The organism is Haloferax sulfurifontis, assembly GCF_014635105.1.
GTDB lineage: Archaea > Halobacteriota > Halobacteria > Halobacteriales > Haloferacaceae > Haloferax > Haloferax denitrificans.
Genome location: NZ_BMCI01000004.1, coordinates 199,698 through 220,177 on the forward strand (window position 1 = coordinate 199,698; position 20,480 = coordinate 220,177).

18 protein-coding genes are annotated in these 20,480 nt (G+C 65.5%); 9 read left to right on the forward strand and 9 right to left on the reverse strand.

Annotated features, from left to right (window positions below):
- The first annotated feature begins 56 nt into the window (after positions 1 to 56).
- The gene (locus IEV64_RS12540; protein ID WP_188424013.1) at positions 57 to 248 is read left to right on the forward strand and encodes a DUF7333 family protein; all 192 of its coding nucleotides are present in this window, start codon (positions 57 to 59) and stop codon (positions 246 to 248) included.
- Between the two features lie 38 nt (positions 249 to 286).
- Here the strand turns inward: IEV64_RS12540 and IEV64_RS12545 are convergent, their stop codons facing one another.
- The 3 genes from IEV64_RS12545 to IEV64_RS12555 all read right to left on the reverse strand — a co-directional run bounded on the left by IEV64_RS12545 (position 287) and on the right by IEV64_RS12555 (position 3,485).
- Positions 287 to 1,426 carry a DUF373 family protein gene (locus IEV64_RS12545; protein ID WP_004971132.1) on the reverse strand — a complete coding sequence of 380 codons (1,140 nt, stop codon included), beginning with the start codon at positions 1,424 to 1,426 and terminating at the stop codon, positions 287 to 289.
- A 43-nt stretch (positions 1,427 to 1,469) separates the two neighbouring features.
- Positions 1,470 to 2,471, reverse strand: a complete 1,002-nt coding sequence (gene sppA / locus IEV64_RS12550; protein ID WP_188424014.1) for a signal peptide peptidase SppA — start codon at positions 2,469 to 2,471, stop codon at positions 1,470 to 1,472.
- A 90-nt stretch (positions 2,472 to 2,561) separates the two neighbouring features.
- Positions 2,562 to 3,485 carry a coiled-coil protein gene (locus IEV64_RS12555; protein WP_004064289.1) on the reverse strand — a complete coding sequence of 308 codons (924 nt, stop codon included), beginning with the start codon at positions 3,483 to 3,485 and terminating at the stop codon, positions 2,562 to 2,564.
- A 299-nt stretch (positions 3,486 to 3,784) separates the two neighbouring features.
- Here IEV64_RS12555 and IEV64_RS12560 point away from each other — a divergent pair, with 299 nt between their 5' ends.
- From IEV64_RS12560 to IEV64_RS12570, 3 genes are all read left to right on the forward strand, one after another.
- Entirely contained in the window at positions 3,785 to 4,210 is a 426-nt protein-coding gene (locus IEV64_RS12560; RefSeq protein ID WP_007275065.1) for a DUF371 domain-containing protein, read from the forward strand.
- A gap of 72 nt (positions 4,211 to 4,282) precedes the next feature.
- A complete protein-coding gene (locus IEV64_RS12565; protein ID WP_188424015.1) occupies positions 4,283 to 5,059 on the forward strand; it encodes an endonuclease III domain-containing protein in 777 nt (258 codons plus the stop codon).
- A gap of 104 nt (positions 5,060 to 5,163) precedes the next feature.
- Positions 5,164 to 6,672 (forward strand): DUF7344 domain-containing protein, encoded by a 1,509-nt coding sequence (locus IEV64_RS12570; protein ID WP_188424016.1) that lies wholly within the window; start codon positions 5,164 to 5,166, stop codon positions 6,670 to 6,672.
- A 73-nt stretch (positions 6,673 to 6,745) separates the two neighbouring features.
- On the opposite strand, the gene IEV64_RS12575 is transcribed toward IEV64_RS12570, so the two are convergent.
- The 4 genes from IEV64_RS12575 to IEV64_RS12590 form a co-directional block, all read right to left on the reverse strand.
- A complete protein-coding gene (locus IEV64_RS12575) occupies positions 6,746 to 7,177 on the reverse strand; it encodes a DUF7332 family protein (RefSeq protein ID WP_007275067.1) in 432 nt (143 codons plus the stop codon).
- Between the two features lie 109 nt (positions 7,178 to 7,286).
- Positions 7,287 to 7,670, reverse strand: coding sequence for a methylglyoxal synthase (locus IEV64_RS12580; RefSeq protein WP_004971138.1), 384 nt, complete (start codon positions 7,668 to 7,670; stop codon positions 7,287 to 7,289).
- Positions 7,671 to 7,733: 63 nt separating this feature from the next.
- A complete protein-coding gene (locus IEV64_RS12585) occupies positions 7,734 to 8,144 on the reverse strand; it encodes a type IV pilin N-terminal domain-containing protein (RefSeq protein ID WP_007275068.1) in 411 nt (136 codons plus the stop codon).
- A gap of 71 nt (positions 8,145 to 8,215) precedes the next feature.
- Complete coding sequence (locus IEV64_RS12590; RefSeq protein WP_004971141.1) at positions 8,216 to 10,138, reverse strand: beta-CASP ribonuclease aCPSF1; 1,923 nt, start codon at positions 10,136 to 10,138, stop codon at positions 8,216 to 8,218.
- Between the two features lie 248 nt (positions 10,139 to 10,386).
- On the opposite strand from IEV64_RS12590, the gene IEV64_RS12595 reads away from it, so the two are divergent.
- Positions 10,387 to 10,866, forward strand: a complete 480-nt coding sequence (locus IEV64_RS12595) for a DUF7984 family protein (protein WP_004971142.1) — start codon at positions 10,387 to 10,389, stop codon at positions 10,864 to 10,866.
- A gap of 39 nt (positions 10,867 to 10,905) precedes the next feature.
- Here the strand turns inward: IEV64_RS12595 and IEV64_RS12600 are convergent, their stop codons facing one another.
- Complete coding sequence (locus tag IEV64_RS12600; RefSeq protein WP_049920545.1) at positions 10,906 to 11,397, reverse strand: HTH domain-containing protein; 492 nt, start codon at positions 11,395 to 11,397, stop codon at positions 10,906 to 10,908.
- Between the two features lie 163 nt (positions 11,398 to 11,560).
- On the opposite strand from IEV64_RS12600, the gene proS reads away from it, so the two are divergent.
- The 3 genes from proS to IEV64_RS12615 all read left to right on the forward strand — a co-directional run bounded on the left by proS (position 11,561) and on the right by IEV64_RS12615 (position 18,812).
- Complete coding sequence (gene proS, locus IEV64_RS12605; protein WP_007275070.1) at positions 11,561 to 13,027, forward strand: proline--tRNA ligase; 1,467 nt, start codon at positions 11,561 to 11,563, stop codon at positions 13,025 to 13,027.
- A gap of 160 nt (positions 13,028 to 13,187) precedes the next feature.
- A complete protein-coding gene (gene gltB / locus IEV64_RS12610) occupies positions 13,188 to 17,723 on the forward strand; it encodes a glutamate synthase large subunit (RefSeq protein WP_188424017.1) in 4,536 nt (1,511 codons plus the stop codon).
- A gap of 99 nt (positions 17,724 to 17,822) precedes the next feature.
- Positions 17,823 to 18,812, forward strand: coding sequence for an NAD-dependent epimerase/dehydratase family protein (locus IEV64_RS12615; RefSeq protein ID WP_007275072.1), 990 nt, complete (start codon positions 17,823 to 17,825; stop codon positions 18,810 to 18,812).
- A gap of 54 nt (positions 18,813 to 18,866) precedes the next feature.
- Here IEV64_RS12615 and IEV64_RS12620 read toward each other — a convergent pair whose 3' ends face one another.
- The gene (locus IEV64_RS12620) at positions 18,867 to 19,559 is read right to left on the reverse strand and encodes an HD domain-containing protein (protein ID WP_188424018.1); all 693 of its coding nucleotides are present in this window, start codon (positions 19,557 to 19,559) and stop codon (positions 18,867 to 18,869) included.
- Positions 19,560 to 19,753: 194 nt separating this feature from the next.
- On the opposite strand from IEV64_RS12620, the gene IEV64_RS12625 reads away from it, so the two are divergent.
- The gene (locus tag IEV64_RS12625) at positions 19,754 to 20,473 is read left to right on the forward strand and encodes an alanyl-tRNA editing protein (RefSeq protein ID WP_188424019.1); all 720 of its coding nucleotides are present in this window, start codon (positions 19,754 to 19,756) and stop codon (positions 20,471 to 20,473) included.
- Positions 20,474 to 20,480 lie beyond the last annotated feature (7 nt).

Below are 20,480 nucleotides of genomic sequence, written 5' to 3' on the forward strand. Positions count from 1 at the left end.
TCGATTCGCAGTTCGGAGCCGCAACGGATTTGTCGAACGAGTCCCGACAGAATTTCATGGAGTTCGACCTCCCCAAGACAGTCGCGTTGCTCGTCGCGCTCGTCGTCGTCGGAACCGCGGCCCTCATCGGCATGGGCGCGATGGCCACCAGTACGGTCCTGATGATGGTGACCCCCGCGATGCTCGTCTTCGGGGCCGTCTGTCTCGCCATCGGCGTCAAACACGGCGAGTACCGGGCGTCGAACTAACGACGCGGAACGAAGCGAAAACGCGGAACGGACGCCGCTCAGCTCTCGTTTTCTCGCGGCGCGTCGACCACGTCGTCCAGCGTCTCGTCGGAGACGCTCGCCGAGATGCGGACGCCCACGACGCTCACGACGACGCCGGCGACGATGAAAATCACCAGCCGCTGGACCGGCGTGAGCGCGAGTCGCCCGAGCAGTTCGAGGTTCGCTAGCTCGCCCTGTCGTTCGAGGAGGAAGCCGGCGAAGCCGCGGACGACGAGGCCGATGGCGACGACGCCGAACGGGAGGTTCATGTACGACGTGGAGACGCGCTCGCTCCCGATGAGTTCGTCCAAGAGGCGACCCGCGCTCGCGGTCAACGCGGCGAGCGCCAGCCACGGGACGCTGTGGTAGACGAACAGGAGCGACGGGACGAGCACCTCCTCGCTCCCGCCGCCGACGCCGGGCGACCGAATGGCGAGCGCGCCGAGGAACAGCCCGACGATGGCCAGTCCCGCGGCGACCGCGTAGGTGACGACCGACACCTGCCCCGAGTAGAGGGCGTCACGAACCTGGTCCGGAGCGTCCGAGAGGAACTCGTCGATGGCCAGCCCCTTGTAGAGGAGCACCGCACCCATCAGGGCGGCGAGGCCGGCCAGCGCGACCGCGGGGGTGAACTGGACGAGAAGCAACGGGACGAGCAGTAGCCCGACGCCGAGCGGGACGAGTATCGTCGAGCGAAGCTCCTCGTCGCCGAGGAACTGCTTGAGCAGGTAGTACGTCGACTCGATGTCGTGGGCCTGTCGGACGACCACGCGGTCGACCGCGTCGACCCGGAGCCTGCTCTCGACGACGGGGACGAGCCGCTCGTCTTCCGCGCTGTCGATGACGACGACCGCGGACTCGACGTCGTACCGCTCGACGAGGTCGTCGAGCTGTCGCGCGACGGCGCGGTCGGCCCCGACGGCGCTGTCGCTCGTCCCCGAGACGACCGCGATTTCGGCGTCCTCGCGCTCGTCTCTGAGTTCGCGCGTCGTCCGCAACGCCGCGAGAAGGCAGTTGACGCTCGAATCCTCGGGGTCCGCGAGCCCCACGTCCGTAACGAGCGACCTGACCGCTTCCCAGCCGACGACGGGCGTCGAGAGCCCGGTCTTTCGGCCGATGTCGTTCGCCCGGTCGACACAGAGGACGAGCGTTGTCACGTGGCGGACGAACGCGGGCGCGGGCTAAAAAGCCTCCCAGTCGTCAGAACCGAAGCGAGAAGCCGTCGTCCGCTTCGACCGACGAGGCGAGGCCCGCGCCGAAGGCGTACGCCGCCCCCTCGACGCCGCCGCGGAGCCTGTCGGTGAGTCCGACTTCGGGGGTGAACTCCCGGACCGAGACTTCGTCGCGGCCGAGGAGTTCGGCGAGTCGGTCCTCCACGTCGTCGCGGGTGCCCAGCGAGTCGACCAGCCCGAGTTCGCGGGCCTCCTCGCCGAGGTAGACGCGGGCTTCCGTGTCGCGGACGACCTCCGGGTCCATGTCGCGACCCTCGGCCACGCGCTCGACGAAGTCGTCGTAGTAGTCGTCGATGAGACCCTGCAGGTACTCGCGTTCGTCGTCGGTCGGCTCCTTGAGTGCCATCCCCGCGTCCTTGTACTTGCCCGCGGCGAACCGCTCGTAGGAGAGGCCGAGTTTGTCGGCCAACTCCGAGGCGTTGACCGACGAGCCGATGACGCCGATGGAGCCGACGACGCTCACGTCGTGGGACCACAGCTCGTCACAGCCGCTGGCAATCCAGTAGCCGCCCGAGGCGCAGGTGTCGGTGGCGTAGGCGACCGTCGGCCCGTCGAAGTCGGCGACGGCCCGACGGATGTCGTCGCTCGGCAGTACCTCCCCGCCGGGCGTGTTCAGTCTGACGAGGAGCGCGTCGACGTTCTCGTCGTCGGCCGCGGCGTCTATCTGCTCGACGATGTCGTCGGCGGGCGTGCCGCCGCCGCGGCCCGGAACCGGACCGCCCCCGCCGTCGCGGGAAATCGGCCCTTCGACGGCGACCTCGGCCACGTCGTAGTCGGGGAACGCCGAGGCGGCGAGCCTGCCGCCGACGCGGAGCGCGGCGACGACGGTGCCGATGACCAAGAGGAGCCCCGCGAGGTCGGCGAGCGTGTCGGGGACGCGGTAGAACAGAATCCAGCCGACCGCCGCCCCGACGACGGCGAGGACGACCACGATAGCCAGCCGGTAGACGCGCGTGAAGCTGTCGGTCACGGTGAATCACTCATGGCTGTCGCTGGGGCTTCGAACGGGATAAAAATGACACGTCGCAAGCGCGACGAAGAGAGAGAAAGTGACCGGAGTTTAGAGCAGACCGGACTTCTGGAGCTTCATCAGGTCCTCGGTCTCGAGGGTCTCGCCTTCCTTGAACTTCTGGTAGATCTCCTCGGCCTCGGCCTTGGCGGCCTCGCGCTCCTCGGCGCGGGAGTCCTTGCGCTGGCGCTCTTCCTTCTTGTCCAGCTCGCGGAGGCGCTTCTGGACGCGGACGAAGTCCTCGTGGTGACGGTCGGCCGCTTCCTGGGCTTCGACGAAGAGCTCGTGCATCTCGTCGGCCTTGTCGCGGATGTCGTCGGCCTCGCGGTAGGCCTCGATCATCTGGTTGTGGTGCTCCTGGGCGTCGTCGGCCAGCTCGGTCACCTTCTGGTGGTGCTGGGACGCCTCGGAGCGGACCTCTTCTGCCTCTTCGATGAGCTCTTCGAGGTCACCGCTCTCTTCGACCTTGTCCTTCTTTTGGCGAAGCTCTTCGCGCTTGTTCTCGATTTTCTCGATGAGCTCGCGCTCGTCTTCTGTCGAGAGGACTTCGGTCTGCTGGCGGAACTCGAGTTGCTCGATCTCCTCTTTGAGCTCGTCGATGTCCTTGCCGTCGTCGAGCTCGAGGTCGCTTTTCATCTCGTCGACCTCGTCGAAGAGCTCGTTGGCCTTCGCGTTGAGCTCGTTGCGGCTCTGCTTGTGTTCCTGCACCTGCGAGTTCATCTCGTCGCGCTTCTCGCGGTGCTTCTGGGCTTCGTCGACCTTCTCGCGAGTCTTCGCGTTGAGGTCGTCGCGCTTGGACGCGCGCTCAGAAGCCATCTGGTTTAGTTCATTGCGGCGGTCACGGAGTTGACCGGCGAGTTTGATGAGTTCGCCTTTCGAGCCGCTCTCGAGCTTTTCGTCTGGGAGATCGATGTTTCGTGCCTCGTCGAGTTCCTGCACGTCGAACTCGCTAAGTACTTCCTGCTTCGTTACCATGCGTAATCAATCCTCGATACCATCACCACTCCGTGCGTGGCGGCTGCTCGTGGGAGTGCGACCGACCGTGGATAAGAATTCCCGATCATTCTGCGTGCGATGCCGCCGGAACGCCGGAGGCGCTCAGGTACATACACATACAGGCGACCAGTTAATAAATACTTCGGTGAAAATTCGGGTGAAAACAGTTACCACACCGCTCGTATCGACCGTATTCACCATGTTAGATGGTGTCACAGTCGTATATAAATGGGATGTGAATCGTGGGGGCTAAACCGAGTCGGGTCGGATGCCACGCCATGAGAGAAGTCATTCGCGCACGCGGCCACGAACACGTGCGCGCCGAACACGCGAGCACCTTCGAGGTGACGACGGACGACTGGCTCACCCCCGCGGGCGACTGCATCATCGGCGTCGAAGCCGACCGCACGCCCGACGACTTCGACCCGGCGTTCGTCGAGGCCTGCCAGTCCGGCGACGCGACTATCGACGTGCACGTCCGCGTGGACGCGGGCGACGACGCCCATGAACAGACCGTCCGCGCACGCGGGCACCCGGACCTCACGTTCGAGGGCGACCGCAGTATCGTCTTCCGCACGAGCGACTACGTGGACGACCGAACCGGCGCGGTCGACGCGGCCCACGCCGCGGCCGGTTTCGACCGCGACCTCGTCTCGGCGCTCGCCGACGGCGCGGAACTGACCGTCACCATCGACGTCGAATAGTCCCGCGGCGACGGACCGACGCGAGCCGATTGACGACGTGGGCTTTTCACCGCGCGGTCGTAACCTCCGGACATGCCCGACGAACCCGCAGAGAACATCAGCGGCGGCGCGAGCGGCGGCGGCCGAGAGACGGCGTTCGACCCCGCCGACCCCGAGACCGCGACGCGCGCCGAGGTCGTCGTCGACCGACTCGGCGAACGCTACTGGCGGAAGGCCTACGGCGGGCAGGGCGGCTTCGAGTGTCTCGTCCGAACCATCCTGAGCCAGAACACGAGCGACAAGGCGAGCCAGCCGGCCCACGACGAACTCATGGCGCAGTACGGCGGCGGCGACCTCGCCGAGTCGCTGGCGGCGGCCGACCGCGAGGGCATCGTCGACGCCATCCGCTCCGGCGGGCTCTACAACCAGAAGTCGAATCTCATCCAAGGCGTCGCGGAGGAGGTGCTGGCCGACTTCGGGAGCGAGGCCGACTTCGACCGCTACGTCCGCGAGGAAGACCCCGCGACGGTCCGCGACCGCCTCTTGGAGATGAAGGGCGTCGGCCCCAAGACCGCCGACTGCGTCCTCCTCTTCGCGGGCGGCCGCGGCGGCGTCTTCCCCGTCGATACGCACGTCCACCGCATCGCTCGGCGAATCGGACTCGCGCCCGCCGACGCCGACCACGAGGGCGTTCGGGCGGCGCTCGAACGCGATATCCCCGACGAGAAATGCGGCTTCGGTCACACCGCGATGATTCAGTTCGGCCGCGAGTTCTGCAAGGCACGGACGCCCGCGTGTCTCGACGGGCCCGGGGCGTGCCCGATGGCCGACGTGTGCGAGATGGTCGGCGTAACCGACAACTCGGAGTAAGAGACGCGGTCTGGACTATCTCAAGAATATCCTCGTAGGTCAGACAGTCTCGACGTGTGGTATTACAGAGAAAACAATATGTGAAACGGATAGTATCATCCGGCATGGAATCGACAGACCGACTGATCGGTCTTGGAACTAAATCTGTTGCAGTCGGGGCGTTCATAATTGGATATGTTCAGTGGGCACCGAGCAGAATTGCGGAACTTCTGAACTCTCCGACCTATATAGGGTATCTGATATCACTCCAGTTTGGACTCTTAGTCGTCATTGTATTCTCTATTTTGTATATTATCTCCCATCTGAACGAAGTTCAAAAGGAGATCGAAGACAACATCGACCAGAGCGTGAACTATTACATCTCAAATTTGGATTCGATCAACGAGGAGTTCTTAGAGACGCTCCAAGACGGAGACGACGACGACGCGGAAGAGCAACCCGAAGAGATAGCCACAGACGGCGGGTCCCAGCCGCTCGACACTCACGTCGAAAAGCCGAACAGCGATCCGGAAGCCAGTCAGCAAAACACGGCTGATGACGAAGAGGAACCCCGGTCAGAGACGGAATCATTGAGCCGGCTAACGACCACGGGGCGAGGGATGTTAGTCGGGATAGTCGTCGGAATCCCGCTTGGGTTGTTATATTCTCTCGATGCAACGGTGATCGGTGGGTTACTCGGCGCACTGCTCGGAAACGAAATCGAGTATCAGGCGATCAGGCGGCAGGCGTACCAGCGGGAACCCGATATCCATCACCGAACGTCCAGTGAAGTCTCAACTGATGAGCTATTTGACATCCTGAGAAGTTCGAGACGACGCTCGACCATACGGATGGTGTCTCAGTCGGATCCACCACTGACCATCAAAGAGATCGCCGAGCGAATCGCCGCTCAAGAGAACGATAAAGCTCCGTCTCGACTGACGTCTGATGAGCGCCAAAGGGTGTATATCGCTCTCTATCAGTCGCATCTGAAGAAGTTGTCCGAGAGGGGAGTAATAGAGTTTGACGAAGAGAACGGGGTCGTGCGCCGCGGGGAACGATTTGACGCGTATCTCCACTCGCTTCGCGAATACGTCCCGGAAAGCGACGTCGGACAGCGGGAACTGGACAACCGGTTCCACATTCTACAGAACGGACGGCGTAGAATGGTCATCGAGACCCTCGAAGACGTTGAATCTCCGGTCTCCATCGGCGACCTCGCGGAACGAATCGCATCCAACGAGACCAATAAAGCGATTGGACAGTTGACCTCGTCGGAGCGAAAGAGGGTCTACACGGCACTGTATCAGGCTCACCTACCGAAGTTAGACGACGCGGATGTAATCGATTTCGACAAGCACCGTGGGAAAGTTAGCCGGGGAGACCAATTTGAAGACTATCTCAGAGCGAGTGCAGGGCGGAGGTCGCCGAGGAGACGATGGTTGAATACGAATCTGGAGCCACTCTCAGAGCCGATATACTATCTCTTCATCGGTGTCACAGCTATCGTCATCCTCCTCGGAAACGTCGGCGAGCTAGCGGTGATCTCCAACATCAGTGCGAACGTCTGGTTCGCGATCTATACCGCACTGGTGTTCGTGCCGATTATTTATCGGTTTACGCAGAACCCGTGAAGCCTTGAAAACCCCCGCACGTCGTCTGTTCGGGGTGTTTTCCGATCGTGTCTCACCGCAGATGGGTGACTGACTAACAGGACTTCGTTTCGAGCCCGCTCACCGGCGAGCCGTCGTCCTCGTAGCTCGATTCGACGCCCGAGTCCGCGAACATCGGGAGATTCATCGAGTAGTCGTAGACGACGCTGAACCGCGAGAAGGGGTTCGAGAGGAACGCCGCGGCGGGGCCGACGCCGTCGAACGCGACGCCCGCCCGGAGTTGGACGATGGAGTCGTTACCGATGGAGCCGCTGGCTTCCATCCCGAACCCGCCCTCGCCGCCGAGATTCTCGAACACGGAGAGGAAGACCACGAGGTCGATACCCGCGCCCTCGCCGCCGATGTCGAACTGGTGGCCTTCGCCGGGGAAACACGGCGAAGTCGCGGCGGTCGCGGCGACGACCGGGGCGGTCGCGACAGTGAGAATCACGGCGAGCGTCAGGGACGCGCGAGTCGCGGCGTGCATACCGTCGCCTCCGGCGCGCTGATAATTAAGGATACGCCGCGATTCTCAGGCGTGATACCGTATCTCGAAGCGAAGCGATGGACGCGCGCGTCGCGGCCCGGTCCCGGTGTTACTCCTCGCCGTCGAGCTGTCTGATGAGTTCGTCGAGGACGGCGTCCGCGCTGGCGAGGTTGGTCGCCAGCGGCGTCTGGTGGACGTCGCAGATGCGGAGCAGGGCGCTGATGTCCGGCTCGTGCGGCTGGGCGGTCAGCGGGTCGCGGAGGAAGATGACGCCGTCGCAGGTCTCGCTGGCGATCTCCGCGCCGATTTGCATGTCGCCGCCGAGCGGCCCGGACTGCTTGCGCTCGATGTCGAGGCCCGTGGCGTCGATGAGTCGCTGGCCGGTCGTACCCGTCGCCATGAGTTCGAAGCGTTCGAGGTCGGCCTGCCGCTCCTCGGCGAAGGAGATGAGGTCCGGCTTCTTCTCGTCGTGCGCAATAAGTGCGAGACGCATGGCAACCACTCGTTCGAGAGTCCTGATTAATGTTCGCCAATCGAAGTTCGCTCGTGGGGCTGACTACGCGCTAAACCGACCGACGAGTTCGCGTCCGTCGCCACCCACGTAGACGAGTTCGACGGGGTCGCCGCTCGCGACGTCGAACGAAATCGAATCGCCCCGTTCGACGGGTCCGTCTGCTCCCGACAGCGACGCCCACGACTGTTCGGTGTCACCGGCGACCACAAGCATCTCACCTGCCGAAAACGAGTCGCCGCCGGCGTGTGCTATCGTCGCCGTTCCGTCGCTGACGCCGAACTGAAATGACACAGACGGGGTGGGACTCACCTGTTCGCCCGTGCTGAGTACGAAGGTTCCCAACATCCCCGCGAGTACCACCGCTCCGACGATGACGAAGATAACTCCGACGAGGACGATAGCGATGATAACGGGGACGCCTTTCTCCTCGGGTTTGCGATTGAAACTGGTCATCGAGGTTCTATCGACTCGCTAGAACTCATACTAGACTGACAGGGTGGGTGCCGAACGGGAACCGCAGTCCGTTACTTGAAGCGGAACGTTTCGAGGTTCTTCGGCGCGAACGTCCGCATGTTGTAGTCGTGGTAGAGCGCCGACGAGAGGTCCTGCACGGAGCGCTCGTCACCGTGGACGCACAGCACCTTCTCCGGGCGCGGGTTCATCGTCTTGACGAAGTTTTCGAGGCCCTGCCGGTCGGCGTGACCGGAGAAGCCGTCGACCGTCTCGACGTCCATCTTGAGCTTCAGCGTGTCCGACCGGCCCATGCCGTCGCGGCCGTTGACCGGAATCTCGTCCCAGCCGTTCTGGATGCGGCGGCCGAGCGTCCCCTGTGCCTGGTAGCCGACGAAGACCAGCCGGGACTTCGGATCGGGGCCGACGTGGCGGAGCCACGACATGATGGGGCCGCCGGTGACCATCCCGGAGGTCGAGAGGATGATGGCCTGCTCGCCGTCGGCGACGTCCTGTCGCTCCTCTTCGCCGCCGTCGATGTGGTTGAACTCCTCGGCGAGGAACGGGTTTTCGTCCTCGTGGAAGATGCGGTCGCGGAGGTCGTCGCGGAGGTACTCGGGGTAGGTCGTGTGGATGGCCGTCGCCTCCCAAATCATCCCGTCGAGGTGGACGGGCATCTCCGGAATCTTGCCCGAGCGCATCGCCTCTTCGAGGACGAGCATAATCTCCTGCGAGCGACCGACGGCGAACGCTGGGATGACGACCTTGCCGCCGCGGTCGTACGTCTCGTTTATGACCTCGATGAGCCGCTTTTCGGAGTCCTGCTGGTCGGTCTGGTAGTCGTTTCGGCCACCGTAGGTCGATTCGAGGACGAGCGTCTCCACGCGCGGGAAGTCGTTGACCGCGCCGTTGAACAGGCGGGTGTCCTCGTAGTGGATGTCGCCGGAGAACGCGACGTTGTAGAGGCCGTCGCCGATGTGGAAGTGCGAGACGGCGGAGCCGAGGATGTGACCCGCGTTGTGGAAGGTGAGCTTCACGTCGGGCGCGATGTCGGTCACGTCGCCGTACTCCAGCGGGATGGTGTGCTTGATGGCCTCGCGGACCATCTCGGACTCGTACGGCGGGGTGCGACCCTCCTTCGAGGCGACGTCGAGGTAGTCGAGCGTGAGCAGGCCCATGAGGTCGCGGGTCGGCTCGGTCGTGTAGATGGGGCCGTCGTAGCCGTACTTGAACAGAAGCGGGATGAGCGCCGAGTGGTCGAGGTGAGCGTGGGTGAGGACGACCGCGTCGAGCGAGTTCGCGCCCGACCCGAGCGCCTCGGGGACCTGCAGATACGGCACGTCGTCGGAGCCGGGCTTGTCGCCGCAGTCGACGAGGATGCGGGTCTCGGGCGTCGAGACGATAAAGGAGGCGCGGCCGACCTCGCGGCAACAACCGAGGGTCGTGATGCGGACCCACTCGTCGTCCGAGAGCTGTTCGCGGTGAATCTGTCGGCCGGTGCGTTCGAGGATGCGACGGCGGTCCTCGCGTTCCTGCTTGAGGAAGTTGCGGACGTTCGAGACCGTCGAGGACTCGATGGGCGGGGTGCGGACGACTTCGGGCGTCCAGCCGACTTTCTGCGTGATTTCGCGGAGCGTCGAGCCGTGACGGCCGATGACCATGCCCGGTTTCTCGGCCTCGATGACGACTTCGCCGGTGTCGATGTGGAAGTCGAGGTCGGTGACGCCGGCGTCCTCGGGGATGACGCTCAGAATCTTTGGCTCGGCCTCTCGGGGGTCGGACAGCACGTCCGGGTCCGGCCGAACCGTGATTCGCTTTCGGAGCTTACTCGCGAGTTTTCGGATGAGGTCGCCGTTCTGAGCGAACTTCTTCGGGTCGCGCGTGTAGACGACGAGTTCGGGACCCTCGTACTTGACGTCGGAAACCGAGATGTCGCGGGGGAGTTCGTTCGTAATCTCTGCCTTCAGATTCTCGAGTTGTTTATCTACGGAGCTCATAGTTACGAGCGACCCGTCCGGTCCTGCGCCGGCAGGTCTCGGGAACCCCTACCTCAGGAGCGTCGACGCGAGCCGGTCCACGTGTACGAGTGCCAGTCTCGGCCGACTGCGGAGAGAGCATAGTGAACTGAATACGGTTGTATCTCGACTGCGGGAAGAGGCAGGGAAAACCCGCTTACCCGACAGTACCATGTCGCCAGTATAAAACCCTTCGCAAAGCCGAAGCGTCTCGGGGTCGTTCGACGACTATGGACCTCACACCGGCGGCCGTCTCGGCGGAACACGACTGGGTTCGAGAGCGCGCCGACGTGGTCGTCCCGCTCATCAACGAGACGCGGCGGCGACTGGGCGAGCAGTTCGACACCCGCGTCGGCGAAGTCGACGACGCGGCCTACCGCGAGGCGGTCGACGCGGTGTTCGCCGACGGCGAGGTCGGCGTCAACGTCGCGGCCTACGTCCGCATCCTCAAGCAGTTAGACGTGCAGGACGACTATCCGGGGTTCGTCGTCGACGAGGTGCTCGGCCGCGAACTCGCGGCGACCATCGCCGGCGGCGAGCCGCTCCGACTCCTCGCGCAGGCCACGTTCCACTTCGCGGACGTGGCCGTCCACACCGACGGTCCCGCCGGGCGCGACGACCTCGACGCCGCGCTCGCCGCCGGCTTTCAGACGCGCCTGCCGGGCTGGTCGTGGCGCGAGGGAGACTCACCGTTCGACAGCCGGCGCTGACGGTGAAACAGTATCACGGAAAAACGAGGTTCGGACCGCTTACCACTCGATTCGAACGGGTTCCGACGACCGCTCGCGTTCGGTTGCCGAATCGAGGTCGCGGAGCCGTTCGCGGAACGCGCCGACGCACTCCTCGCACGCGGTCACGTGCGCGAGCACGCCGTCTTCGTACTCGGCCATGACCGCTCGCGGGACCCGCCGCGTCAGTCGCTCCGGGCCCATCCGACCGACGCCGCGCACGCCCAGGTCGCCTAACCCCGTCAGCCGTTCGCCGCGCGTCGCCGCCCACCGCGCGTACGACGCGAGCCGGTCGCGGGCGCGACGCTCGCGCGGGCTCAACTCCCCGCTGAAGTCTACGAACCGGTCCCACGTCTCGACCGTGTACTCCGAGACGAGGCCGCGCTCGACGGTTTCGTCCAGTCGCTCGATGACCGGTGTGAACTCCGCGCGCCGCCCGCTCGGAACCCACAGTTCGATTCGGACCTCCTCCTCACGGGGAGTCGGCCGCGTTCTACCCACAATTGTGTCCATTGTTAGCACGCCAACCACCACGTTCTGGTAGGACAGCCGGCGATATGTATCTATGCGTCCGCCGGAACCGCCGACCGTCGCCGGCGAGAGACGGTCCGCGGGGCGGGGCGACGCGCCGGCACCTTCGGGGCGTTTAAGGGTTCGCTACGGCTACCGATGGGCAATGAGCGACGAGCAGGAACTCGGTATCACCGAGTCGAAGCAGTACAACACCGGCGAGTGGTACGCCGAGGTCGTCCAGAAGGCGGGCCTCGCGAACTACGGCCCGGAGGGCATGAGCGGCTTCATCGTGACTCGCCCGCGCGGCTACGCGCTGTGGGAGTCCATCCAGAACTACCTCGACGGCGAGTTCAAGAAGACGGGCGTCCAGAACGCGTACTTCCCGCTGTTTATCCCCGAGAGCTACCTCGAACGCGAGAAGGACATCGTCGAGGGGTTCGACCCGGAAGTCGCGTGGGTCACCCACGGCGGCCACGAGGAACTCGAAGAGCGCCTCGCCGTCCGCCCGACCTCTGAGTCTATCATCGCGCCCTACATGGCCCGGTGGGTCCGCAGTCACCGCGACCTCCCGCTTCGCGTGAACCAGTGGGCCTCCGTCGTGCGCTGGGAGGCCACCGAGACGAAGCCGTTCTTCCGCACCAAGGAGTTCCTCTGGCAGGAGGGTCACACGGCCCACGAGACCCGCGACGGCGCGTGGGACGAGACGATGACTCGCCTCTCGCAGTACCAGTCGCTCTACGAGGACGTGCTCGCAATCCCCGTGCTCCGCGGCGCGAAGCCGGAACACGACAAGTTCCCCGGCGCGGACACGACGACGACCGTCGAGGCGCTCATGCCCGACGGCAAGTCCGTGCAGGCCGGCACCTCCCACTACCTCGGAACCTCCTTCGCCGAGGCGTTCGACCTCACCTACACGACCGAAGACGAGGACGAAGAGCCCGCCCACACGACCTCGTGGGGACTCTCGTGGCGTTCGCTCGGTGCGCTCATCATGACGCACTCGGACGACCAGGGACTCGTCCTGCCTCCGACCATCGCGCCCGAGCAGGTCGTCATCGTCCCCATCTGGCAGGCCGACACGCAGGAGAAGGTCCTCGAGTACGCCGAGGACATCGCCGACGAGCTCGAAGACGCCGGCGTCCGCGTCGAACTCGACGCCCGCGACGAGCGCAACCCCGGGTTCAAGTTCAACGAGTGGGAGCTCAAGGGCGTCCCCGTCCGCTTCGAAATCGGCCCGAACGAGGTCGACGACGACGTCGTCACCGCCGTCCACCGACCCGACGGCGAGTCGGTCGAACTCGACCGCGAGAACATCGCCGAGGCCGTCCAAGAGCAGTTCGACGAGGTGTACGCGAAGCTCTACGCCGCCGCCGAGGAGAACCTCGAAGAGAACGTCCGCGAGGCGTCCGCCCGCAACGAGATTCTCGGCACCATCGGCCAGCACGGCGGCTACGTGAAAGCGCCGTGGTGCGGCGACGAGGACTGCGAGGACGAGATTAAAGACCAGATCGCCGCCGAAATCGTCATGGTTCCCCTGAACGACGAGGACGCGGAGATTCACGACGGCGAGGACTGCGCGGTCTGCGGCGACGACGCCGAGGAGACCGCGTACTTCGCGAAGTCCTACTGAAACGACTCCCGCCGAGTTCCACACGGTTGTTCATATTTTTCGTCGTCCGTCGAATCACCATTAGTCGACATACTATGTCTGCATACATCCTTATATGACATTGTAACACCCTTATGGTTTCAGGAAAAGTTGCTTATGGTGGTAGCCGCATCATTGGCGTATGACCAAGCCACACATAGACGCACCCTCCGCTCAGGGCGGGTTAGCCGACCCGACCGACGAGCGGTCGAACTGCGGCGTTGGGGCCGTCGTAGACCTCGAAAACGGCGCCTCGCACCGAGTCGTTGCAGACAGCCTCGAACTCCTGGAGAACCTCGAGCACCGCGGCACCACGGGCGCTGAGGAAAACACCGGGGACGGGGCGGGTATCCTGTTCCAACGACCCGACGAGTTCTTCGACTCCGTTCTCGAATCCGAGCTTCCGGACCTCTACGCGGCCGGTTCGGTGTTCATGCCGACCGACGACGAAGTCCGCGAGCGCGTTTCGGCGGTTGTCGAGGAGTCGCTGGCCGACCGCGGACTGTCCGTGTTCGACTGGCGCGACGTGCCGACCGACAACGCAGAGCTCGGCGCGACCGCGCTCGAATCGGAGCCCGACGTCTGGCAACTGTTCGTCGAGCCGGCCGACGAGATGACCGAAGACGAGTTCGACCGCGCGCTGTACCTCGGGCGTCGAGCCGCCGAGAAGGCGGTCGACGACCTCGCCATCGAGGGCGCGGGACGATTCTACGTCTGCTCGCTCGACCGGAAGACCATCGTCTACAAGGGACTGCTCACGGCCGAACAGCTCCCGAACTACTACCCCGACCTCGGCGACGAGCGGATGACGACCGAACTCGCGCTCGTTCACGCGCGGTTCTCCACTAACACGCTCGGCGCGTGGCACCTCGCCCATCCGTACCGTCAGGTCATCCACAACGGCGAGATAAACACCATCCGCGGCAACGTCAACTGGATGCGCGCCCGCGAGACGGACCTCCAGCACGAGGCCTTCGGCGACGACATCGAGACGCTCATGCCCATCACGAAGGCCGACCAGTCCGACACCGCGAGCGTGGACAACGTGGTCGAACTGCTCCTCAAGAGCGACCGCGAACTCCCGCACGTCCTGCGGATGCTCATCCCCGAGGCGTACCGCAACGACGACGCGATGGACAAAGCGCGCCGCGACTGGTACGACTTCCACGCCTCGCTGGTCGAGCCGTGGGACGGCCCCGCGCTCGTCGCCGCGACCGACGGCGACCGCATCGCCGCCGTCCTCGACCGCAACGGCCTTCGTCCGTGCCGCTACGAGGTGACGACCGACGGCCGCCTCATCGTCGCCAGCGAGGTCGGCGCGCTCGACACCGACCCCGCGGAGCTCGAATCCCGCGGTCGGCTCCAGCCCGGCGAGATTTTCATGGCCGACCCCAAGGAGGGTCGCGTCATCCCCGACGCCGAGGTGTTCGACTCCCTCACCGACGAGAAGTACGGCGAGTGGGTCGACGAACAACAGCGCCACCTCGACGACATCGCCGGCGAGGTGGACTCCACCTCGCGCGGACAGGTCGAGTCGCTCCGCGCGACGCAGGCCGCGTTCGGCTACACGCACGACCAGCTCAACCACATGATAGAGCCGATGGCCCGCGACGGCAAGGACCCCGTCGGCTCGATGGGCGACGACACGCCGCTTTCGGTGCTGTCTGACCTCAACCGCCCGCTTTTCACCTACTTCAAACAGCTGTTCGCGCAGGTGTCGAACCCGCCTATCGACTACATCCGCGAGAAGCTCGTGACGAGTCTGGAGTCGCGTCTCGGCTTCCAGCGGAATCTGCTCGACGAGTCGGCCGACCACGCGCGCCAGCTCGTCCTCGACTCGCCGGTCCTCACGGACGCCGAGACGGCGGCCATCAAGGACCTCGACGACGACATGCGGAGCGCCGTCGTCGACACCACCTACGAGAAAGGCGGCGACATCCGGGAGGCCATCGAGGCCGTCCGCGAGGAGGCCAAGGAGGTCATCGAAGACGGCGCGGACATCGTCGTCCTCTCCGACCGCGCGGTCGGCCCCGACCGCGTCGCCATCCCGAGCCTGCTCGCGACGGGCGCGGTCCACCACAGCCTCGTCCGCAACGGCCTGCGGAACCACGCCGGCCTCGTCGTCGAGTCCGGCGACCCCCGCGAGGTCCACCACCTCGCCACGCTCGTCGGCTACGGCGCGGGCGCGGTGAACCCCTACCTCGCCTACCAGACCATCGAGGACATCGTCGCCGGCCCCGACGGGGCCGACGAGGGCGAGGCCATCGACGCGTACGTCCACGCGCTCGAAGACGGCCTGCTCAAGACGATGGCGAAGATGGGCATCTCGACGGTCGAGAGCTACCGCGGCGCGCAGATTTTCGAAGCCGTCGGCCTCGACTCCGACTTCGTCGCCGAGTACTTCGAGGGCACCGAAATCCGCACCGAGGGTATCGGCCTCGACGTCATCGAGGAGGACCTGTTGACCCGCCACGCCGCCGCCTTCGGCGCGGATCCGAAGCTCGAACGGCAGGGCGAGTACGAGAACCGCTCGGCCGGCATCCACCACGGCTGGAACCCCCAGACCGTCGGCACGCTCCAGCAGTCCGTCCGCACCGGCGACTACGAGAAGTACCAGGAGTTCGCCGAACTGGTCAACGACCAGTCGAAACAGCTGAAGGCGCTCCGCGGCCTGCTCGAATTCGACTCCGACCGCGAGCCCGTGGACATCGACGAGGTCGAATCCGTCGAGGACATCGTCAAGCGCTTCTCGACGGCCGCGATGTCGCTGGGCAGTCTCTCGCCGGAGGCCCACGAGAACAACTCCATCGCGATGAACCGCATCGGCGGCAAGTCCAACTCCGGCGAGGGCGGCGAGCCGCCGGAGCGCTTCGGCACCGAAAAGGAGTGTAACGTCAAGCAGGTCGCCTCCGGCCGATTCGGTGTCACCTCGCAGTACCTCTCGTCGGCCGACGAGATTCAGATTAAGATGGCCCAGGGGTCGAAGCCCGGCGAGGGCGGCCACCTCCCCGGCAAGAAGGTAAACGAGATGATCGCCCACGTCCGCTATGCGACGCCGGGCGTCGGCCTCATCTCGCCGCCGCCGCTCCACGACATCTACTCCATCGAGGACCTCAAACAGCTCATCTTCGACCTGAAGTCGGCCAACCCCGACGCCGACATCAACGTCAAGCTCGTCTCCGAGGCCGGCATCGGCACTATCGCCGCCGGCGTCTCGAAGGCGAAAGCCGACGTGGTCCACATTTCGGGCTACGACGGCGGCACCGGCGCGTCGCCGAAGACTTCCATCAAGAACGCGGGGCTCCCGTGGGAACTCGGCCTCGCCGAGGCCAACCAGATGCTCCGCGCGACGGGGCTTCGCTCCCGCATCCGCGTCTCCGTCGACGGCGGCATGAAGACCGGCCGCGACGTGGCCGTCGCCGCCCTCCTCGGCGGCGAGGAGTACGTCTTCGGGACCGCGTCGCTCGTCACCTCCGGCTGTGTCATGGCCCGTCAGTGTCACGAGAACACCTGCCCGGTCGGCGTCGCCACGCAGGACGAGAACCTGCGTCGCCGCTTCCCCGGCGAGCCCGACCACGTCATCAACTACATGACGTTCATCGCACAGGAGCTCCGCGAGATCATGGCCGACCTCGGCTTCACCTCGCTCGACGAGATGATCGGCCGTCCGTCGCTCCTCCGGCAGGTCGAGACGAACCACGAGAAGGCGAAGCACCTCGACCTCTCGTCGGTACTGGCCGAACCCAAGACGGGCGCGCGCCGCAAGACCGAAGACCAGGTCCACGCGGACATCGAAACCCACGTCGACCACAAGCTCATCGACGAGGCCGCCGAGGCCATCGAGAACCGCGAGCCGGTCGTCATTCGCCGCGACCTCTCGAACGTCGACCGCGCGGTCGGCGCGATGCTCTCGAACCGCATCTCCAACGCCCACGGCGGCGAGGGCCTGCCGGACGACACCATCCGCTGTGAGTTCGACGGCATCGCCGGCCAGACGTTCGGCGGCTTCCTCGCTCGCGGCGTCACGATGCGTCTCACCGGGGCCGCGAACGACTACGTCGGCAAGGGCCTTTCGGGCGGCCGCGTCATCGTCGACACGCCCGCCGAGGCCAACTACGAGGCCGCCGAAAACATCCTCATCGGCAACGTCGCCCTCTACGGCGCGACGCAGGGCGAGTGCTACGTCAACGGCCTCGCCGGCGAGCGCTTCGGCGTCCGCAACTCCGGCGTGAAGGCGGTCGTCGAAGGCGTCGGCGACCACGGCTGTGAGTACATGACCGGCGGCGTCGTCGCCGTCCTCGGCGAGACGGGCCGCAACTTCGCCGCGGGCATGTCCGGCGGCGTGGCCTACGTCTACGACCCCGACGACGAGTTCGCCGCGAAGGCGAACACCGAGATGGTGACGCTCGAAGACCACCTCGACGACAAGGACGAGGCGATGCTCACCCGACTCGTCGAGAACCACCTCACGTACACCGACTCCGACCGCGCGGCCGAACTGCTCGACGACTGGCAGTCGGTCCTCGGCGACTTCGTGAAGGTGATGCCCGACGCGTACGCCGAGGTCATCGCCGAAGACGGCCGCGAGGACGTTCGGAACGAACTCCCCGCCAAGGCGGGCGCAATCGTCGACGCCGGAGCCGACAGGGTCGGCGCGGCGACGACCAGCGACGACTGAAACGGAGACCGTCCGTCTCGAACCGCGACCGGCGAGCGGGTCCCGGCACCCGCAACCGATTCTCTCACGTTTTTCACCGCGCGCGCCTTCGACCGAGACATGGACAACGCACTCGTCATCGGCGGCACCCGGTTCATCGGTCGCCACCTCGTCTCGGAACTCCTCGATAACGGCTACGCGGTGACCATCTTCAACCGCGGGAACCACGACAACCCCTTCGAGGACGACCCGCGCGTCCAGCACGTGCAGGGCGACCGAACGGACGACGAGGCGCTCCGAACCGCGAAGCTAACCGTCGAACCCGACGCGGTGTTCGACTGCGTGGCGTACAAGCCCGCCGAGGTCGCTTCGGCGGTCGATATCTTCGCCGACGTGGACGCCTACGTCTACATCTCCAGCGGCGCGGCCTACGGAAGCGAGGTCATCCCGAAGCGCGAAAACGAGACCGCGCTCTGCGACTGCACCGACGAGCAGGCGGCGGACGACTCGGGCGCGAGCTACGGCCCGCGAAAGGCCGAGGGCGACCGGGTCGTCTTCGAGGCGGCCTCGCGGGACATCAACGCGATGTCCGTCCGCCCGTGTATCGTCTACGGCCCCGAAGACTACACCGAGCGCCTCGACTACTGGATCGACCGCGTGCTGAACTACGACCGCGTCGTCGTCCCCGGCGACGGGACGAACGTCTGGCACCGCGCCTACGTCGAGGACGTGGCGAGCGCGATGCGCGTCGTCGCCGAGGAGGGCGAGGCCGGCGAGGCCTACAACGTCGGCGACAGACGGCTCGTCACGCTCGAAGAGATGGTCGAAGTCATCGCCGACGCCGCGGGCACCGACGTCGAGGTCGTCCACGCGGGCGAGCGCGAACTCGCCGCGGCCGACCTCTCGATGGACGACTTCATCCTCTACCGCGACTACCCGCACGTCCTCTCGACGGACAAACTCGCCAGCCTCGGCTGGGGGTCCACTCCCGTCGAGGAGGCGATGCGCCGGTCGGTCGCCGACCACCGCGAGAGCGACCGCGACGGCTCCGAACACGACCCCGGCCGCGACGCCGAACAGCGCGTGCTCTCGATTCTCGATACGCTCTGAGGCGAGGTGATTCGCTCGAAGAACCGAGGCGGCGAGGCGGCGAACCAGACGAACTCAGCCGCCGAACTGGCCGTCGTGGTCCATCTCGGGGACCTCGTCTTCGAGCCACTCGCGGAACCACTTGACGCGTTTGAGCCGCTGGTGGGCGAAGCTCTGGGCCGTGTCGGTTTCGAGTCGCGCGGAGGCGTCGCGGCCGCGTTCGAAGACGCGCTCGACCATCTCGGCGGCGTCCATGTGGGTCCGGGCCTCGTAGCCCATCCGCAGGAGCATCAGCGCGGTACCGTTCGCGCCGATTTTGTCGAGGATGTCGGCCTCGATGAGACAGCGCGTCTCCAGCGACACGTCCGTCAGCGACCCCTGATACGAGTGGTCGGAGACGACCTGACACACCTGGTCGACGAACGACTCGGGGTAGTCGCCGTGGCTACTGAGGAACTCGCGGGCGACGCGAGCGCCCTCCTCGGCGTGGACGTCCTGGTCGGCTTCGAGTTTCGAGATATCGTGAAAGAGGGCGGCCACGCGAACGACGTTCACGTCCGCGCCCTCGCGGTCGGCGATGCGCGTCGCGAGGTCGACGACGTTGAGGATGTGGTTGAACCGGTACTCCGCGGAGTGCCACGGGTACCAGCGCATCCGCCCGCCGTCGTCTTCGTTTTCGACGCTCGCAGAGAGATAATCCGAGACGAAGCGCTTCATGTCTTCGAACTCCGCGTCGGAGACGGCCGACTCTTTGATTTCAACGCCCACGGCAGAACCTCCGTCGGTGTTGGCACGTGCGTATTCTCATTACACAGAATGAGGGTCGTTCCACTCTTAGGCGTTACGACACCCTGAGTCGCGGGAACCGTGCTCTCGGGCGAACAGACCGGGTCTCGTGGCCGGTGGTGTGAACCCGTGCCACATCGGAGAGAGTTAACTCGCCCAGCCGCATCGTATCCGCCGTGACCGACGCACGATACCTCGACGACGCGGCGACAGACGAGTTCGAGGCGACCGTCGAGACGGTCCGCGGGAGCGACCGCGTCGTCCTCGACCGAACCTACTTCTATCCGACCGGCGGCGGCCAACCACACGACACGGGGACGCTCTCGACCGGCGGCGAGCGCTGGGACGTGACCGACGTCCGGAAACGCGACCGAATCGAACACGTCGTCGCGGGCGACGCGCCCGAACCGGGAACGACCGTCACCGGGCGGGTCGACGCGGCGCGGCGGCGCGCGCACAGTCGCTACCACACGGCTCAGCACCTCCTCTCTGTGGTCCTCCTCGACGAGTTCGACGCCGAGACGACGGGCAACCAACTGTACGCCGACCGCGCGCGCCTCGACTGCGCCTACGACCGCTTCGACGACGACGACCTCCGGACTATCGAGACGCGACTGAACGACCTCGTCGCGTCCGACCTCCCCGTCCGGTGGTACAGCCTCGACCGCGAGGAGGCCGAGGCGACGCTCGACCCCGAGCGGACCCGCCTGCACCTGCTTCCGGACTCGATTCGCGAGGTCCGAATCGTCGAAATCGGCGACGCCGAGGACCCCTTCGACCGGACCGCCTGCGCGGGGACGCACGTCGCATCGACGGGCGACATCGGCGCGGTCTCCGTCACCGGACGGACGACCCAAGGCTCGGCGCACGAGCGCGTGAACTTCGCCCTCGAATAGCCGGTCG

Excerpts from the sequence above, each read along its gene's own strand:
- IEV64_RS12540 (WP_188424013.1), top strand. The coding sequence starts at position 57 with ATGGAGTTCGACCTCCCCAAGACAGTCGCGTTGCTCGTCGCGCTCGTC.
- IEV64_RS12555 (WP_004064289.1), bottom strand. The coding sequence starts at position 3,485 with ATGGTAACGAAGCAGGAAGTACTTAGCGAGTTCGACGTGCAGGAACTC.
- IEV64_RS12560 (WP_007275065.1), top strand. The coding sequence starts at position 3,785 with ATGAGAGAAGTCATTCGCGCACGCGGCCACGAACACGTGCGCGCCGAA.
- IEV64_RS12565 (WP_188424015.1), top strand. The coding sequence starts at position 4,283 with ATGCCCGACGAACCCGCAGAGAACATCAGCGGCGGCGCGAGCGGCGGC.
- IEV64_RS12570 (WP_188424016.1), top strand. The coding sequence starts at position 5,164 with ATGGAATCGACAGACCGACTGATCGGTCTTGGAACTAAATCTGTTGCA.
- IEV64_RS12575 (WP_007275067.1), bottom strand. The coding sequence starts at position 7,177 with ATGCACGCCGCGACTCGCGCGTCCCTGACGCTCGCCGTGATTCTCACT.
- IEV64_RS12580 (WP_004971138.1), bottom strand. The coding sequence starts at position 7,670 with ATGCGTCTCGCACTTATTGCGCACGACGAGAAGAAGCCGGACCTCATC.
- IEV64_RS12585 (WP_007275068.1), bottom strand. The coding sequence starts at position 8,144 with ATGACCAGTTTCAATCGCAAACCCGAGGAGAAAGGCGTCCCCGTTATC.
- IEV64_RS12590 (WP_004971141.1), bottom strand. The coding sequence starts at position 10,138 with ATGAGCTCCGTAGATAAACAACTCGAGAATCTGAAGGCAGAGATTACG.
- IEV64_RS12595 (WP_004971142.1), top strand. The coding sequence starts at position 10,387 with ATGGACCTCACACCGGCGGCCGTCTCGGCGGAACACGACTGGGTTCGA.
- IEV64_RS12600 (WP_049920545.1), bottom strand. The coding sequence starts at position 11,397 with ATGGACACAATTGTGGGTAGAACGCGGCCGACTCCCCGTGAGGAGGAG.
- proS (WP_007275070.1), top strand. The coding sequence starts at position 11,561 with ATGAGCGACGAGCAGGAACTCGGTATCACCGAGTCGAAGCAGTACAAC.
- gltB (WP_188424017.1), top strand. The coding sequence starts at position 13,188 with ATGACCAAGCCACACATAGACGCACCCTCCGCTCAGGGCGGGTTAGCC.
- IEV64_RS12615 (WP_007275072.1), top strand. The coding sequence starts at position 17,823 with ATGGACAACGCACTCGTCATCGGCGGCACCCGGTTCATCGGTCGCCAC.